Here is a 14,559-nt window from a genome sequence, read left to right on the forward strand (position 1 = left end):
ACATCCAGGGATGATTCCATGAAGAGCAGCACCACCCTCCTCGTCACCTGCAGCACGGTTTTCCTCGCGCAACTGGGCATGAGCATTTACCTGCCGGCGCTGCCGGAGATGGCTCGGCACCTGTCCGCCGACGCTTCGCAGGTCTCCTGGGGACTGGCGGTGTATCTGATCGGCATGGCGCTGCCAATGTTGTTCTGGGGCAGCCTCGGCCAGCGCATCGGCCGCAAACCGGTGCTGCTCGCGGCACTTGGCATTTATGGCTTGGCCAACCTTGCGCTGCCGCTGGGCCAGACGCTTGAAGCGTTTCTGTTTTTTCGGCTGCTACAAGGCATTGGTGCCAGCGGGATTTCAGTCATGGCACGGGTGTTGATCCGCGACAGTTTCCGCGGTGAGCTGTTGGCCAAGGCGTTGTCGTGGATTTCGATTTCGTTCGTGATAGCGCTGGGCATCGGCCAGTACCTGGGGTCGGTCATTCAGGTCGCACTGGGCTGGTCGGCGATTTTCTATCTGCTGGGTGGCACGAGCCTGTTGATGGCGATCGTCGTGGCGCGGGTTTCTTTTGCCGTGCTGGTCGAGGACAACATTCAGACGTCTGCGTGGCCAGGTTACGGGCGCATTCTGCGTGATCGGGCCTTCTTGCTGCCGGCGCTTACCGGTGGCCTGGGCTACGGGGTGATCATTGCCTTCAACACAGCCGCGCCGCTGATTCTGCAAGGGCCGTTCAACTGGTCGGCCGTGGAATATGGCCTGCTGGGCTGGCCGATCAGCGCAGCGTATTTTCTGGGGGCGCTGGGGGTCAATGCCTTGGTACTGCGCACCGGTCAGCGTCGGTTGATGACGGTGGGCGTCGCTCTGGTGCTGACCGGGAGCGCGGTGATGTTGCTGGGCAGCCTCGTCTGCACCTCCATTGCGCTGCTGTTCTGGTTGCCCTATTGCGTGGCGGTGTTCGGACAGTCGTTGACGTACCCGATCAGCCTGTCGCTGGCGAACGACGGTTCACCGGTCGGGGGGGCCTATGCGATGGCATTGAGCGGCTTTATTCATCAACTGATGGCGGCGATCATTGGCGGTGTTGCCAGCCTGATCGCCAGTCAGCAGGCATGGCCGTTGTCGTTGCTCTGCACCTTGCTGGCGGGGGGCGCGATGCTGTGCGTCATGCTCGCGCCCGGTCGCAAAACGGCCTAAAAGGCGTTGCGGAAAATCTCCTCGATCTGGCGCTGATCCGCCGCCCGTGGATTGGTAAAACCGCAGGCGTCTTTCAGCGCATTGGTGGCGAGCATGGGGACGTCATTGAGTCTGGCGCCGAGCTCACGCAATCCGGCCGGGATGTCCACATCACTGGACAGGCGACGGATCGCGGCAATAGCCGCTTGAGCCCCCTCTTCAGGGCTGAAACCACGGATGTCGGCGCCCATCGCATGAGCCACGTCGGTCAAGCGCGGGGCGCACACCTGAGCGTTGAAGCTTTGAACGTGGGGCAGTAGCACTGCGTTGCAGACGCCATGAGGCAAGTCGTAGAACCCACCCAATTGGTGAGCCATGGCGTGGACATAACCCAGGGACGCGTTATTGAACGCCATGCCCGCCAGGAATTGCGCGTAGGCCATGTTTTCCCGCGCTGCCATGTCATCGCCGTTGCGTACCGCCAGCCGTAGGTTGTTGCTGATCAATGTGATCGCCTTCAGTGCACAGGCATCGGTGATCGGGTTGGCGGCGGTGGAGACGTACGCTTCGATGGCGTGGGTCAGTGCGTCCATGCCGGTGGCTGCCGTCAGCCCCTGTGGCATGGCGACCATCAGCGCCGGGTCGTTGACCGACAGCAGCGGCGTGACGTTGCGGTCGACAATGGCCATTTTCACGTGGCGCGATTCATCGGTGATGATGCAAAAACGCGTCATCTCGCTGGCGGTGCCGGCGGTGGTGTTGATCGCGATCAGCGGCAGCTGCGGTTTGCTTGATTGATCGACACCTTCATAGTCACGGATTTGCCCGCCGTTGGTCGCACATAAAGCGATGCCCTTGGCGCAGTCGTGGGGCGAACCACCCCCGAGAGACACTACAAAATCGCAGCAACTTTCCTTTAACAAACCCAGGCCGAGCTCAACGTTGGCCATGTTCGGGTTGGGTTTGGCGCCGTCGAAGATCACCGAGTCGATGTCCTGCATCGCCAGTTTTTGCGCAATCATTTTCGCAACGCCGGCCTTGGCCAGCCCGACGTCGGTGACAATCAGCGCTTTGCGAAAGCCGTACTTGCCAATGGTGTCCATGGCTTCGTCGAGGCAACCCGTGCCCATGATGTTCACGGCGGGAATGAAAAACGTGCTGCTCATGAGCGATTCTCCTGGCTGAGCCGAATCGGCGACGCCGATCCAGCGGGACGCCCACAGCTTCGACCCTTCGCTCACGCAGTAACTTGATCTGGCTCAAGTCATGGTCGTGATAAAGTCGCCGCCCATCAGACCTTTTGCTTTGAGACTTTGACCGCAATGACCGATTTCCAGGATGTTGATGCCCAACTTGAAGACTGGAACGCCTTGCGCGCCACCGCCTCGTTCAGCGGCCTGCTGGTGGGCAACGGCGCCAGCCGTGCGGTGTGGGACGATTTTGGCTACGACTCGCTGTTCGAAAATGCGCGCACCGTCGAAGAAAAACCGCTGAGCCAGTCCGAGCTGAGCGTGTTCGAGGCGATGCAGACACGCAGTTTCGAACAAGTGCTGAGTGCGCTGAAAACCACCAGCCGCGTGAACAAGGCGCTGGCCGTCAGCTCCGCCGCACCGCGCAATCGTTATTACGCGATCAAGGAAGCGCTGATCAACACCGTGCATGCAGTACATATTCCATGGCGACTGGTGGTGCCTTCGACGCTGGCGACGATCCGTGCGGAACTGGGCAACTATCGGACGGTGTTTACCACCAACTATGACTTGCTCAATTACTGGTCGATCCAGCAGCAGCCGGACGCGATCACCGACCTGTTCCTGGGCGCCGAGCCGGGCTTTGACCTGAGTGCCACGGCGACCGATAAAACCCGTTTGCTGTACCTGCACGGTGGTTTGCACCTGGTGCGCAATCAGGACGGCACGGCGCGCAAGCTGATGTCGACCGAGGGCACGTTGCTCGGCAGTTTCGCGATCAACAATACGATCAAGACCCTGGATGACGTGCCGCTGTTCGTGAACGAAGGGCCGGCGCAGGACAAGCTCAAGACCATTCGCAGCTCGGATTATCTGTCGTTCTGTTATGACCAGTTACTGGGGCATGGCGACGGGTTGTGTGTCTTTGGGCATGCGCTGGGTGAGCAGGACAGCCATATCGTTCATGCGTTGCGTCAGGCGAAACCGTCGGTGGTGGCAATCTCGATTTATCCGCGCAGCAAGGCGTTTATCCAGCATCAGAAGCGGCATTACGCGAAGGTGTTTGAGGGGACGGGATCAGCGTTGCGGTTTTTTGATTCGAAGACGCATGCGTTGGGGAATCCGAAGCTTACGGTTCCGGTTGAGGTTTGAAGCGAACATAAACGCGTGGCGAGGGGGCTTGCCCCCCTCGCCACAAAGGTCCAGTCAACTCATTCCTCGCTGCTATGCACCACCACTAACAACTGCGCCTGAACCTCCCCCACTGACCGAATCCTGTGCGGTTTCTGCGCATTGAAATGCAGCGCATCTCCACGATCGAGCAGCACCCGCTCGCTCATGAAGTCCACTTCCACCTGCCCTTCGTGGACGAACAAGAACTCTTCCCCAGTGTGTTCCTTGAAGGTTTTGTCGGCGAATTCGAACGGTGGATAAATGATGAACGGCAGCAGGCTGCGCTCACTGACCTGATGGGCCAGCACCGCGTAGCCGGGGCTCTGATCGTTGGCCGCCAGTGACTGCCGCTCGTAGCTGCGCACCAGACTGTAGCTGTCGAGGCTGACGTTGTCTTCGGAGAACAATTCCTCGACCTTCACGTTCAGCGCCTTGGCCAGTTTCAGCGCCGCAGCAATCGACGGCGTGTTCAATCCGCGCTCGACTTTCGACAGATAGCTCTTGGTCATGCCGGATTTTTCGGCAAGGGCCTCCAGCGTCACGCCAAGTTTTTTTCTTAGTAATTTCAAACGGATAGACATGAAAAACGATTAACCCATCAAGGAGGCGACGGTTTGTGCTTGCCAATGACACTTTGTGTCATATAGCCTCTTTAGTGTCATTTGCATGAACTCACCAAAGGACACTGATATGGCCAAGACATTAGCACTGCCCAAAGACCAACTGGTCAAGCAAGCGCTGACACAGATGCAAAATACCCTGGCGGATAATACGTGGACTGACCGGCAAAAGCTGGCCCTGACCTGCCGGATTCTGTTCAAGAACGGACACGACTCGGGGCTGGCCGGGCAAATCACCGCTCGCGGCCCGGCGCCGGGCACTTACTACACTCAGCAACTGGGCCTGGGTTTTGATGAGATCACCGCGAGCAATCTGCTGCTGGTCAACGAAGACCTGGAAGTGCTCGAAGGCCACGGCATGCCCAACCCGGCCAACCGCTTTCACAGCTGGGTCTACCGCGCCCGACCAGACGTGAACTGCATCATTCACACGCATCCGACACACGTCGCGGCGTTGTCGATGCTCGAAGTGCCGTTGCAAATTTCCCACATGGACCTTTGCCCGCTCTATGACGACTGCGCCTTCCTTGAAGGCTGGCCCGGCGTTCCGGTCGGGAATGAAGAAGGTGAATTGATCGCCGGCGCATTGGGCGAAAAACGGGCGATCCTGCTTTCGCACCACGGCCAGTTGTCCACCGGCACGAGCATTGAAGAAGCCTGCGTCATCGCGCAATTGATCGAGCGCGCCGCCAAGCTGCAACTGCTGGCGATGAGCGCCGGGGCCATCAAGCCGATCCTCCCGGAACTGGGTCGCGAAGCCCACGACTGGATTGCCCGGCCGAAACGTCACGCCGCTGCTTTCAACTACTACGCCCGGCAGAACCTGCGCCAACACGCCGATTGCCTGAACTAAACCCAGCCAATTTCATAAGGAGCATCGCCATGTCGACCCCAAACATTCACGGCATCATCGGCTACACCATCACCCCGTTCACCGCCGACGGCGAAAGCGTTGACCTGGACGCGCTCGGGCGTTCCATTGACCGCTTGATCGAGGGCGGTGTCCACGCTATCGCGCCACTGGGCAGCACCGGCGAAGGCGCTTACCTGAGCGATGCGGAGTGGGATCAGGTAAGCGAATTCAGTCTCCAGCACGTGGCCAAACGCGTACCGACGATTGTCAGCGTGTCCGACCTGACCACCGCCAAAGCGGTGCGCCGCGCACGCTTCGCCGAAGCTCACGGGGCTGACGTGGTGATGGTGCTGCCGGCGTCCTACTGGAAACTCAGCGAAGCGGAAATCCTCGCCCACTACCGCGTCATCGGCGACAGCATCGGCGTGCCGATCATGCTCTACAACAACCCGGCCACCAGCGGCACCGACATGTCGGTGGACCTGATCCTGCGCATTTTCAACGCCGTTGAAAACGTCACCATGGTCAAAGAAAGCACCGGCGACATTCAGCGCATGCACAAACTGCAACTGCTTGGCGAAGGCCAGGTGCCGTTTTACAACGGCTGCAATCCACTGGCGCTGGAAGCGTTTGCGGCGGGCGCGAAAGGCTGGTGCACGGCAGCGCCGAACCTGATCCCGCAGCTCAATCTGGATTTGTATGAAGCGGTGTTGGCCAATGATCTGGGCAAGGCACGGGCGTTGTTCTATCGCCAGCTGCCGCTGCTGGACTTCATTCTCAAAGGAGGGTTGCCGGCGACGATCAAGGCAGGGCTGGGCATGACGGGGCTGGAAGCAGGTGATCCGCGACTGCCAGTGTTTCCACTCGCTGACGCCGGTCGCAGCCAACTGCAAACCTTGCTGACTGCCCTCCGCTGATCCACACACACTCCTACAGGAGGAAGTGTGTGTGTGTTTGAGTTTGGAAGTGTGGTTAGAGCACCGGCAAGGTCTTGTCCTTGATCACCGTGGTCGGCCCGTTGGCTTTCACACTGGCAATGCCCTTATCCATCGCGGCAGTGGAGGCGTACGACTCGCTGCTGCCGATGATCTCGTGGTTGCCGGCCTTGAGGTTGAAATAAGGATGGCCATCCTTGGTGGTCTTTTTTTCGTAGCGCTCATCCAGCGGGCTGTTGGACTGAACCGATGCAATGCCTTTGTCGGCAGCGGCGCGGGTGGTGTACAGCTCGCTGGTCAGAATGGTTTCGGCATTGGCGGCCTTGAGGACAAACCTGAACTGACCACTGCTGCTTTTGCTCACTTCGTACCATCCGGACATGCTCTTTCTCCTTGGCGATTGAGAGGTTTCGCGCTTCAGAGTAAAGACCACACCACGGTTTCTGTCGCCTGCACAGGCGCCATCGCGGTATTCGCTACTTCACCACCGCCCGAACCAACGACAACTCCGGTACAGCGACCCGCCGCTGACTCAAATACCGCATACAACTCACCCGCAAAAACGAGGCAAAATTCACCACTTCCCCCCGGTAATCCATCACCTCTTCATACAGCTTGGCGATCAACTGGTTGGTGGTCATGCCGTCGACTTCGGCGATTTCGCTGAGGATGTCCCAGAACTGATTCTCCAGCCGCAGGGTGGTGACCACCCCGCAGATGCGCAGCGAGCGGGAGCGCGATTCGTAGAGGATCGGATCGGCTTTGACGTAGAGCTCGCACATGGACAGGTCCCTCGTTACAGCGTGATTTTGGTGCCCAGCAATCCGAGGAAACCGGCAAGCCAGCTCGGGTGCGCCGGCCACGCAGGGGCAGTGGCCAGATTGCCTTGAACATGACCCTCCATCACCGGGATGTCGATGAACGTGCCGCCGGCCAGGCGGACTTCCGGGGCGCAGGCCGGGTAAGCACTGCACTCGCGGCCTTCGAGAATTCCGGCCGCTGCCAGCAATTGCGCGCCATGACACACGGCAGCAATCGGCTTGCCGGCCTTGTCGAAGGCGCGCACCAGGTCCAGGACGTTGTCGTTCAGGCGCAGGTATTCCGGCGCACGGCCGCCGGGGATCAGCAGGGCGTCATAGTCGGACTCAGCGACTTTGGCGAAATCGAAGTTCAGGGCGAACAGGTGGCCGGGTTTTTCGCTGTAGGTCTGGTCGCCTTCGAAGTCGTGGATCGCCGTGCGTACGGTCTGGCCGGCGGTTTTGTCCGGGCACACGGCGTGGACGGTATGACCGACCATCAGCAGCGCCTGGAACGGCACCATCACTTCGTAGTCTTCGACGTAATCGCCGACCAGCATCAGGATTTTCTTGGCAGCCATGGGGAGGACTCCTCTGGGGGAACGGTGGCAGGAGTATTCAAGGTAGTCCTTATCCTGGAGGTCGGGTAATAACCAGCTACTACCGACAATGTGAATTGGATTTGGCTTTTGTGGCGAGGGAGCTTGCTCCCGCTGGGCTGCGAAGCGGCCCCTGCCTTCTTACAGTTACCCGGTGTTAACAGGTTTTGCGACTGCTGCGCAGCCGGACGGGAGCAAGCTCCCTCGCCACAGGGTCCTCAAACTGTACGGATAACTCTGCGCCTAGCTGTAACAGCGCAGCCAACGCGGTTTGTGGCTAGATGAAGACACTTCCTGCCACCCTGAATTCTGGTCCCCATCATGTCCTCGCGCGAAAACACCGGCATGGCCCTCGGCCTGCTCGGCGTTGTGATCTTCAGCCTCACCCTGCCCTTCACACGAATCGTCGTGCAGGAACTGCATCCCCTTCTAAACGGCCTCGGCCGGGCGCTGTTCGCGGCGGTGCCGGCGGCGGCGTTGTTGCTGTGGCGACGGGAGAAATGGCCAACCTGGAAACAAGTCAAAGGCCTGACGCTGGTAATCGCCGGGGTCATTCTCGGTTTTCCGGTGTTGTCGGCGTGGGCCATGCAAACCTTGCCGGCGTCGCACGGGGCCTTGGTCAACGGCCTGCAACCGCTATGCGTGGCGTTGTACGCCGCCTGGTTGTCCCACGAACGGCCATCAAAAGCCTTCTGGGCCTGCGCCGCGTTGGGCAGTGCTTTGGTGCTGGGTTATGCGCTGATCAGCGGTGCCGGCAGCATTCAGGCCGGTGACTTGCTGATGCTCGGGGCGATTGCGGTGGGTGGGCTGGGCTACGCCGAGGGCGGCCGATTAGCCAAGGAAATGGGCGGCTGGCAGGTGATCTGCTGGGCGCTGGTGCTGTCGACGCCGCTGTTGATCGGACCGGTGGTGTATCTGGCACTGCAACATCAAGGCGAGATTTCAGCGAAGACCTGGTGGGCGTTTGGTTATGTCTCGCTGTTTTCGCAGTTCATCGGCTTCTTTGCCTGGTACGCGGGGTTGGCGATGGGCGGGATTGCCCGGGTCAGTCAGATTCAGTTGTTGCAGATCTTCTTCACGATTGCGTTTTCGGCGTTGTTCTTTGGTGAACACATCGAGCCGATCACCTGGCTGTTTGCTGCCGGGGTGATCGTGACGGTGATGCTGGGCCGCAAGACCGCCATCAAACCCCATGTGGGAGCGAGCCTGCTCGCGAAGGGGCCATAACATTCAATATTTATGCTGAATGTAAAGCCGCCTTCGCGAGCAGGCTCGCTCCCACAGGATTACAGGGGATCAGAGGTAGCCGTCAGCCCGCAGCAGGGTTTCGAGACAGTGTTCGCTGATGTGGTAGAAATCCTTCAGCTCCTGAATCTTCACCAGCAGCTGGGCCGGGTCCACCGGTTCGGCGCGTTTGACCGCCAGGATCATCTTGTTCTTGTTGGTGTGGTCCAGCGAGATGAACTCGAACACCTTGGTTTCATAACCGCAGGCTTCAAGGAACAACGCGCGCAAGCTGTCGGTGACCATTTCAGCTTGCTGGCCCAAATGCAGACCGTATTGCAGCATCGGCTTGAGCAACGCCGGGCTCTGGATTTGCAGGCGGATCTGTTTGTGGCAGCACGGCGAACACATGATGATCGAGGCGCCGGAGCGGATGCCGGTGTGTATCGCGTAGTCGGTAGCGATATCGCAGGCATGCAGGGCGATCATCACGTCCAGCTCGCTCGGTGCCACGCTGCGCACGTCACCGCACTTGAACACCAGCCCCGGGTGCTCGAGTTTCGCCGCAGCGGCGTTGCACAGGTTGACCATTTCTTCGCGCAATTCGACACCCGTCACCACGCCTTCGGCGTTCAAGGTGTTGCGCAGATAGTCGTGGATGGCGAACGTCAGGTAACCCTTGCCCGAACCGAAATCCGCCACCTGCACCGGCTTGTCCAGCGCCAGCGGTGAGGTGGTCAGCGCATGGCTGAAGACTTCGATGAACTTGTTGATCTGCTTCCACTTGCGCGACATCGCCGGAATCAGTTCATGCTTGCTGTTGGTCACGCCAAGGTCGGCGAGGAACGGCCGGCTCAGGTCGAGGAAGCGGTTTTTCTCGCGGTTGTGCTCGGCGGACGGCACTTCACGCAATTGCTGAGGTTTGCTCTTGAACAGCGAAGACTTGCCCTTTTTGCTGTATTCGAGCTGGGCTTCATCGGTCAATGACAACAAATGCGCATTTTTGAACGAGGCCGGCAGCAACGCAGCGATGGTCGCAACGCCTTCGGCCAGCGGCAGGTTCTTGGTGATGTCGCGGGTTTTGTAGCGGTAGACGAAGGACAGGCAAGGCTGATCCTTGACCGTCAGTTGCTTGATGATCAGGCGCTGCAAATCCGCTTCGGTGCCGACGTACTTGGCCAGCACCAGTTTGATGAAGGCATTGGCGTCGAGGCTGGTTTGCAGCAGGTCGATGAACTGGGCGTGGTGATCCGGCGCGAGGCTGGCGGGAGTGGCGGTGACGGACATGGACAAAACGGCCTCGGGCGGAGCGAATCGGGGAATGGCGGGTATTTTAGGGGGGATGTCGATGCAGGGCACGGGTAATTTCCCGAACGGCACGATCTGTAGCTGCTGGCGCGTGGTCAAGCATCAGCCTAACACCACCAACCGGTTCGGCAATTCATTGCGCACCTGCGTTACCGGCACATGCACTTTAAGTAATTCACCACACGCCTCGATGCACGTCACGAACCCTTGCAACGTCTGCCCCTGTTTCACCTGCTGGGTGAACGCCGCCACAATCGAATCCCAGTTCTTGTTGTCCAGCCGCCTGGAAATCCCTTCATCCACCAGGATTTCCACATAGCGCTCAGCCTCGCAGACAAAAATCAGCATCCCGGTGCTACCGACCGTGTGGTGCAGGTTCTGCTCCAGGAATTGCCGGCGCGCCAGGTTCGAGGCGCGCCAGTGCCGCACTGAACGCGGGACCAGGTGCGTGGTGACTTTCGGCAGGCGAAACACCAGGCACAGCACAACAAAAGTGATCCATTGCACCAGCAGCAAGCTGTGCAGGGTCAGCCAGCCGCTGAGGTAATGCACGATCCCCGGCACCATCAACGCCAGCAGGCTGGCCCACAGCAGCGGAATGTATGCGTAGTCGTCGGCGCGGGCAGCGAGCACGGTCACCAGTTCGGCGTCAGTGTCGCGCTCGACCCGGGCAATCGCCTCGGCGACTTTGCGTTGTTCGTGTTCAGTCAGTAATGCCATGTTGAAAAGTGCCTGCTCATTATTGTTATCACCAGCCGCCCGACGAACCGCCGCCCCCGAAACTGCCCCCGCCGCCGCTGAAGCCCCCGCCTCCACCGCCGCCACCAAAACCACCACCGCCGAAACCACCGCCCGAACCACCCGAGCCCCCTCGGCCGGCGGGCAGAATCCCGAGCATCTGCAAGACAAAAATGGTCAGGATGAACAGCATCACCAGAAATACGAAGACGCCGGGATGACGCGCCACGAAGTCGCTGTCCTCATCACCGCGCGGCTCATAGACCGTTGAGGGTTCATCCAGCGGGCTGCCGCCCAACACCACCAGGATCGCCGCGACCCCGTCGCTGATGCCTTTGCTGAAGTTACCGGCCTTGAACGCGGGGGTGATCACCTGATTGATAATCACCGAACTTTGCGCATCGGTCAGTCGATCTTCGAGGCCATACCCGACTTCGATGCGCAATTTACGCTCATCACGCGCAACGATCAGCAGCGCGCCGTTATTTTTATCTTTCTGGCCAATGCCCCAGGCACGTCCCAATTGGTAGCCGAAGTCCGCGATGTCGGTGCCTTGCAAGTCCGGCAACGTGACCACCACCAACTGCTCGCCGGTGGCGCTTTCATGGGCCTGAAGTTGTTGTGTCAGTTGCTCGCGCACCGACGGCTCGATCATCCGGGCGTTATCAACCACCCGCCCGGTCAGCGCAGGAAACTTCAACTCGGCCTGCGCCGTCAGGGCACACACCCAGAACAACAGCATCAGCCCCACTTTCAACACGCGCATTGGCAACCTCATCCGTGGTAATGCTTTTAGCCGGTCAGAACTTTACCTGGGGTGCCTTATCGGCATCCGGCGTGGTCGCCTCGAAGGTTTCGCGAATCGGCAAATCGCTGTACAAAACGGTGTGCCACAAGCGACCGGGAAAAGTACGAATCTCAGTGTTGTACTTTTGCACCGCGAGGATGAAATCACGACGGGCCACGGCGATACGGTTTTCGGTGCCTTCAAGTTGCGACTGCAAGGCGAGGAAGTTCTGGTTGGCCTTCAGGTCCGGATAACGCTCGGACACCACCATCAAACGGCTCAAGGCTCCCGTCAGTTGATCCTGGGCCTGCTGGAACTGTTTGAGTTTTTCCGGGTTATCCAGAGTCTTGGCGTCCACCTGAATCGACGTTGCCTTGGCCCGTGCCTCAATCACCGCGGTCAGGGTTTCTTCTTCGTGCTTGGCATAGCCCTTGACGGTTTCCACCAGGTTGGGGATCAAGTCGGCGCGACGCTGATACTGGTTCTGCACCTGGCCCCACGCGGCCTTGGCCTGCTCGTCGAGGGTCGGAATCGTATTGATGCCGCAGCCCGCGAGCAGCGTGGTCAGCAACATCAAGGCTGCAACCTGCAGGCTCGAGCGATAGTGGTGTCTTGCATTCATCTGGGTCACTCCCTGGCACATTCCGTTGAAAAACCAATCACACCCTTCTGACCGGGCACTTGGGGCATAATCTGCCGCCGCCACTGGATTGCAGCGAGCCAATGGGCTAAAAGATGCCCCTGCACAAAAAACACGCAGAAGTGTGCTGCATTTACTTGAACAACAATAGTCGCTCCCTAACTTTTGGCTGATCGGCGCGTATTCACTGCCGTTTAGGCTTTTGAGAAAACTATTCATGAAGAAGCTGTGTTTGCTGGGCCTGTTCGTCAGCCTGGCCAGTCATAACGTATTGGCCGCTACGACGCCCGCACCTTTGGAGAACAAGGACGCCTTCATCAGCAACCTGATGAAGCAGATGACCCTCGATGAAAAGATCGGCCAATTGCGCCTGATCAGCATCGGCCCGGAAATGCCACGCGAACTGATCCGCAAGGAAATCGCGGCCGGCAACATCGGCGGCACGTTCAACTCGATCACCCGCCCTGAAAACCGCCCGATGCAGGACGCGGCCATGCGCAGCCGGTTGAAGATCCCGATGTTCTTCGCCTATGACGTGATCCACGGCCACCGCACCATTTTCCCGATCCCGATTGCCCTGGCTTCGAGCTGGGACATGGACGCGATCGGCCGGTCCGGGCGCATCGCCGCCAAGGAAGCCGCGGCGGACAGCCTCGACATCACCTTCGCGCCGATGGTCGACATCTCCCGCGACCCGCGCTGGGGCCGGACTTCCGAAGGTTTCGGTGAAGACACCTACCTCGTGTCGCGCATTGCCGGCGTGATGGTCCGAGCCTTCCAGGGCTCCGGCGCCAACGCGGCCGACAGCATCATGGCCAGCGTCAAACACTTTGCCTTGTACGGCGCGGTCGAGGGTGGTCGCGACTACAACGTGGTCGACATGAGCCCGGTCAAGATGTACCAGGACTACTTGCCACCTTACCGCGCGGCGATTGACGCCGGAGCCGGCGGGGTGATGGTTGCCCTGAACTCGATCAACGGCGTGCCGGCCACCGCCAACACCTGGCTGATGAACGACCTGTTGCGCAAGGAATGGGGCTTCAAAGGCCTGGCGGTCAGCGACCACGGGGCGATTTTCGAGCTGATCAAACACGGCGTTGCCCGTGACGGTCGCGAAGCCGCGAAGCTGGCGATCAAGGCTGGCATCGACATGAGCATGAACGACACCCTCTACGGCAAAGAGCTGCCGGGGCTGTTGAAGGCGGGTGAGATCCAGCAAAGCGACATCGACAACGCTGTGCGTGAGGTGCTCGCCGCCAAGTACGACATGGGCCTGTTCAAGGACCCGTACCTGCGTATCGGCAAGGCTGAAGATGATCCGGCCGACACCTACGCCGAAAGCCGCCTGCACCGTACCGAGGCCCGTGACGTTGCGCGCCGCAGCCTGGTGTTGCTGAAGAACCAGAACGAAACCCTGCCGCTGAAGAAAACCGCGAAAGTCGCTTTGGTCGGCCCGCTGGCCAAGGCGCCAATCGACATGATGGGCAGCTGGGCAGCGGCGGGTAAACCGGCGCAATCGGTGACCCTGTTCGACGGCATGAACGCCGCCGTCGCCGACAAGGCTACGCTGATCTACGCCCGTGGCGCCAACATCACCAGTGACAAGAAGGTCCTGGATTACCTCAACTTCCTCAACTTCGACGCACCGGAAGTGGTCGATGACCCGCGCTCGGCACAAGTGCTGATCGACGAAGCGGTGAAAGCCGCCAAGGATGCCGACGTGGTGGTGGCAGCGGTGGGCGAGTCCCGTGGCATGTCCCACGAATCGTCGAGCCGCACCGACATCAACATCCCGGCCAACCAGCGCGATCTGATCAAGGCCCTGAAAGCCACCGGCAAGCCGCTGGTGCTGGTGTTGATGAACGGCCGCCCGCTGTCGATTCTCGAAGAAAAGGAACAGGCTGACGCGATTCTGGAGACCTGGTTCAGCGGCACCGAAGGCGGCAACGCCATCGCTGACGTGCTGTTCGGCGACTACAACCCGTCGGGCAAACTGCCGATCACCTTCCCGCGCTCGGTGGGTCAGATTCCGACCTACTACAACCACCTGAGCATTGGCCGGCCGTTCACGCCGGGCAAACCGGGCAACTACACCTCGCAGTATTTCGATGACACCACCGGCCCACTGTTCCCGTTTGGTTTCGGCCTGAGCTACACCGATTTCAGCCTGAGCGACATGGCCCTGTCGTCGACCACACTGAACAAGACCGGCAAGCTCGACGCCAGCGTCACGTTGAAAAACACCGGCAAACGCGACGGCGAAACCGTGGTGCAGTTGTACATCCAGGACGTGACCGGCTCGATGATCCGACCGATCAAGGAGCTGAAGAACTTCCAGAAAGTCATGCTCAAGGCCGGCGAACAGAAAGTCGTGCACTTCACCATCACCGAGGACGACTTGAAGTTCTACAACACCCAGCTCAAGTTCGCTGCCGAGCCGGGCAAGTTCAACGTGCAGATCGGCCTGGACTCCCAGGACGTGACACAGCAGAGCTTTGAGTTGCTGTAATTATTCAAACACCGCAAAAACC

At 59.7% G+C, this 14,559-nt stretch carries 15 protein-coding genes; 6 read left to right on the forward strand and 9 right to left on the reverse strand.

What is annotated here, in order from left to right; translation table 11 throughout:
- The first annotated feature begins 18 nt into the window (after positions 1 to 18).
- A complete protein-coding gene (locus J2X66_RS08325) occupies positions 19 to 1,185 on the forward strand; it encodes an MFS transporter (protein ID WP_310263112.1) in 1,167 nt (388 codons plus the stop codon).
- Here J2X66_RS08325 and yiaY read toward each other — a convergent pair.
- The gene (gene yiaY / locus J2X66_RS08330; RefSeq protein WP_310263113.1) at positions 1,182 to 2,330 is read right to left on the reverse strand and encodes an L-threonine dehydrogenase; all 1,149 of its coding nucleotides are present in this window, start codon (positions 2,328 to 2,330) and stop codon (positions 1,182 to 1,184) included. The two genes, J2X66_RS08325 and yiaY, sit on opposite strands and share 4 nt — an antisense overlap.
- 156 nt (positions 2,331 to 2,486) lie before the next feature.
- Here yiaY and J2X66_RS08335 point away from each other — a divergent pair, with 156 nt between their 5' ends.
- On the forward strand, positions 2,487 to 3,506 hold the full coding sequence (locus J2X66_RS08335) for a DUF4917 family protein (protein ID WP_310263115.1): 1,020 nt from the start codon (positions 2,487 to 2,489) through the stop codon (positions 3,504 to 3,506).
- Positions 3,507 to 3,565: 59 nt separating this feature from the next.
- Here J2X66_RS08335 and J2X66_RS08340 read toward each other — a convergent pair whose 3' ends face one another.
- A complete protein-coding gene (locus J2X66_RS08340; protein WP_310263117.1) occupies positions 3,566 to 4,108 on the reverse strand; it encodes an XRE family transcriptional regulator in 543 nt (180 codons plus the stop codon).
- 109 nt (positions 4,109 to 4,217) lie between these two features.
- Here J2X66_RS08340 and J2X66_RS08345 point away from each other — a divergent pair, with 109 nt between their 5' ends.
- Together J2X66_RS08345 and J2X66_RS08350 are read left to right on the forward strand one after the other, a co-directional pair.
- Entirely contained in the window at positions 4,218 to 5,000 is a 783-nt protein-coding gene (locus J2X66_RS08345) for an aldolase (RefSeq protein WP_310263119.1), read from the forward strand.
- A 29-nt stretch (positions 5,001 to 5,029) separates the two neighbouring features.
- Positions 5,030 to 5,917, forward strand: a complete 888-nt coding sequence (locus J2X66_RS08350; RefSeq protein WP_310263121.1) for a dihydrodipicolinate synthase family protein — start codon at positions 5,030 to 5,032, stop codon at positions 5,915 to 5,917.
- Between the two features lie 55 nt (positions 5,918 to 5,972).
- On the opposite strand, the gene J2X66_RS08355 is transcribed toward J2X66_RS08350, so the two are convergent.
- From J2X66_RS08355 to J2X66_RS08365, 3 genes are all read right to left on the reverse strand, one after another.
- Entirely contained in the window at positions 5,973 to 6,317 is a 345-nt protein-coding gene (locus J2X66_RS08355; RefSeq protein ID WP_310263123.1) for a YegP family protein, read from the reverse strand.
- A gap of 94 nt (positions 6,318 to 6,411) precedes the next feature.
- Entirely contained in the window at positions 6,412 to 6,717 is a 306-nt protein-coding gene (locus J2X66_RS08360) for a ribbon-helix-helix domain-containing protein (protein ID WP_310263125.1), read from the reverse strand.
- Positions 6,718 to 6,731: 14 nt separating this feature from the next.
- Complete coding sequence (locus J2X66_RS08365; RefSeq protein WP_310263127.1) at positions 6,732 to 7,313, reverse strand: DJ-1/PfpI family protein; 582 nt, start codon at positions 7,311 to 7,313, stop codon at positions 6,732 to 6,734.
- 339 nt (positions 7,314 to 7,652) lie between these two features.
- Between J2X66_RS08365 and J2X66_RS08370 the strand changes: the two genes are divergently transcribed.
- Positions 7,653 to 8,558, forward strand: a complete 906-nt coding sequence (locus tag J2X66_RS08370; RefSeq protein ID WP_310263128.1) for a DMT family transporter — start codon at positions 7,653 to 7,655, stop codon at positions 8,556 to 8,558.
- A 69-nt stretch (positions 8,559 to 8,627) separates the two neighbouring features.
- Here J2X66_RS08370 and J2X66_RS08375 read toward each other — a convergent pair whose 3' ends face one another.
- The 4 genes from J2X66_RS08375 to J2X66_RS08390 all read right to left on the reverse strand — a co-directional run bounded on the left by J2X66_RS08375 (position 8,628) and on the right by J2X66_RS08390 (position 12,010).
- Entirely contained in the window at positions 8,628 to 9,842 is a 1,215-nt protein-coding gene (locus J2X66_RS08375; protein WP_310263130.1) for an SAM-dependent methyltransferase, read from the reverse strand.
- Positions 9,843 to 9,965: 123 nt separating this feature from the next.
- Positions 9,966 to 10,583: a TPM domain-containing protein gene (locus tag J2X66_RS08380; RefSeq protein ID WP_027925585.1), complete on the reverse strand. Its 618-nt coding sequence runs from the start codon at positions 10,581 to 10,583 to the stop codon at positions 9,966 to 9,968.
- Between the two features lie 28 nt (positions 10,584 to 10,611).
- Positions 10,612 to 11,367, reverse strand: a complete 756-nt coding sequence (locus J2X66_RS08385; RefSeq protein ID WP_310263132.1) for a TPM domain-containing protein — start codon at positions 11,365 to 11,367, stop codon at positions 10,612 to 10,614.
- 34 nt (positions 11,368 to 11,401) lie between these two features.
- Positions 11,402 to 12,010, reverse strand: a complete 609-nt coding sequence (locus J2X66_RS08390) for a LemA family protein (protein ID WP_310263135.1) — start codon at positions 12,008 to 12,010, stop codon at positions 11,402 to 11,404.
- A 235-nt stretch (positions 12,011 to 12,245) separates the two neighbouring features.
- Here J2X66_RS08390 and bglX point away from each other — a divergent pair, with 235 nt between their 5' ends.
- Positions 12,246 to 14,537, forward strand: a complete 2,292-nt coding sequence (gene bglX, locus J2X66_RS08395) for a beta-glucosidase BglX (protein WP_310263137.1) — start codon at positions 12,246 to 12,248, stop codon at positions 14,535 to 14,537.
- Positions 14,538 to 14,559 lie beyond the last annotated feature (22 nt).

This window comes from Pseudomonas sp. 3296, from assembly GCF_031456615.1.
Classification (GTDB): domain Bacteria; phylum Pseudomonadota; class Gammaproteobacteria; order Pseudomonadales; family Pseudomonadaceae; genus Aquipseudomonas; species Aquipseudomonas mucoides.

Bases quoted from the DNA above. Each gene is read 5' to 3' on its own strand.
- J2X66_RS08325 (WP_310263112.1), top strand. From the start codon at position 19: ATGAAGAGCAGCACCACCCTCCTCGTCACCTGCAGCACGGTTTTCCTC.
- yiaY (WP_310263113.1), bottom strand. From the start codon at position 2,330: ATGAGCAGCACGTTTTTCATTCCCGCCGTGAACATCATGGGCACGGGT.
- J2X66_RS08335 (WP_310263115.1), top strand. From the start codon at position 2,487: ATGACCGATTTCCAGGATGTTGATGCCCAACTTGAAGACTGGAACGCC.
- J2X66_RS08340 (WP_310263117.1), bottom strand. From the start codon at position 4,108: ATGTCTATCCGTTTGAAATTACTAAGAAAAAAACTTGGCGTGACGCTG.
- J2X66_RS08345 (WP_310263119.1), top strand. From the start codon at position 4,218: ATGGCCAAGACATTAGCACTGCCCAAAGACCAACTGGTCAAGCAAGCG.
- J2X66_RS08350 (WP_310263121.1), top strand. From the start codon at position 5,030: ATGTCGACCCCAAACATTCACGGCATCATCGGCTACACCATCACCCCG.
- J2X66_RS08355 (WP_310263123.1), bottom strand. From the start codon at position 6,317: ATGTCCGGATGGTACGAAGTGAGCAAAAGCAGCAGTGGTCAGTTCAGG.
- J2X66_RS08360 (WP_310263125.1), bottom strand. From the start codon at position 6,717: ATGTGCGAGCTCTACGTCAAAGCCGATCCGATCCTCTACGAATCGCGC.
- J2X66_RS08365 (WP_310263127.1), bottom strand. From the start codon at position 7,313: ATGGCTGCCAAGAAAATCCTGATGCTGGTCGGCGATTACGTCGAAGAC.
- J2X66_RS08370 (WP_310263128.1), top strand. From the start codon at position 7,653: ATGTCCTCGCGCGAAAACACCGGCATGGCCCTCGGCCTGCTCGGCGTT.
- J2X66_RS08375 (WP_310263130.1), bottom strand. From the start codon at position 9,842: ATGTCCGTCACCGCCACTCCCGCCAGCCTCGCGCCGGATCACCACGCC.
- J2X66_RS08380 (WP_027925585.1), bottom strand. From the start codon at position 10,583: ATGGCATTACTGACTGAACACGAACAACGCAAAGTCGCCGAGGCGATT.
- J2X66_RS08385 (WP_310263132.1), bottom strand. From the start codon at position 11,367: ATGCGCGTGTTGAAAGTGGGGCTGATGCTGTTGTTCTGGGTGTGTGCC.
- J2X66_RS08390 (WP_310263135.1), bottom strand. From the start codon at position 12,010: ATGAATGCAAGACACCACTATCGCTCGAGCCTGCAGGTTGCAGCCTTG.
- bglX (WP_310263137.1), top strand. From the start codon at position 12,246: ATGAAGAAGCTGTGTTTGCTGGGCCTGTTCGTCAGCCTGGCCAGTCAT.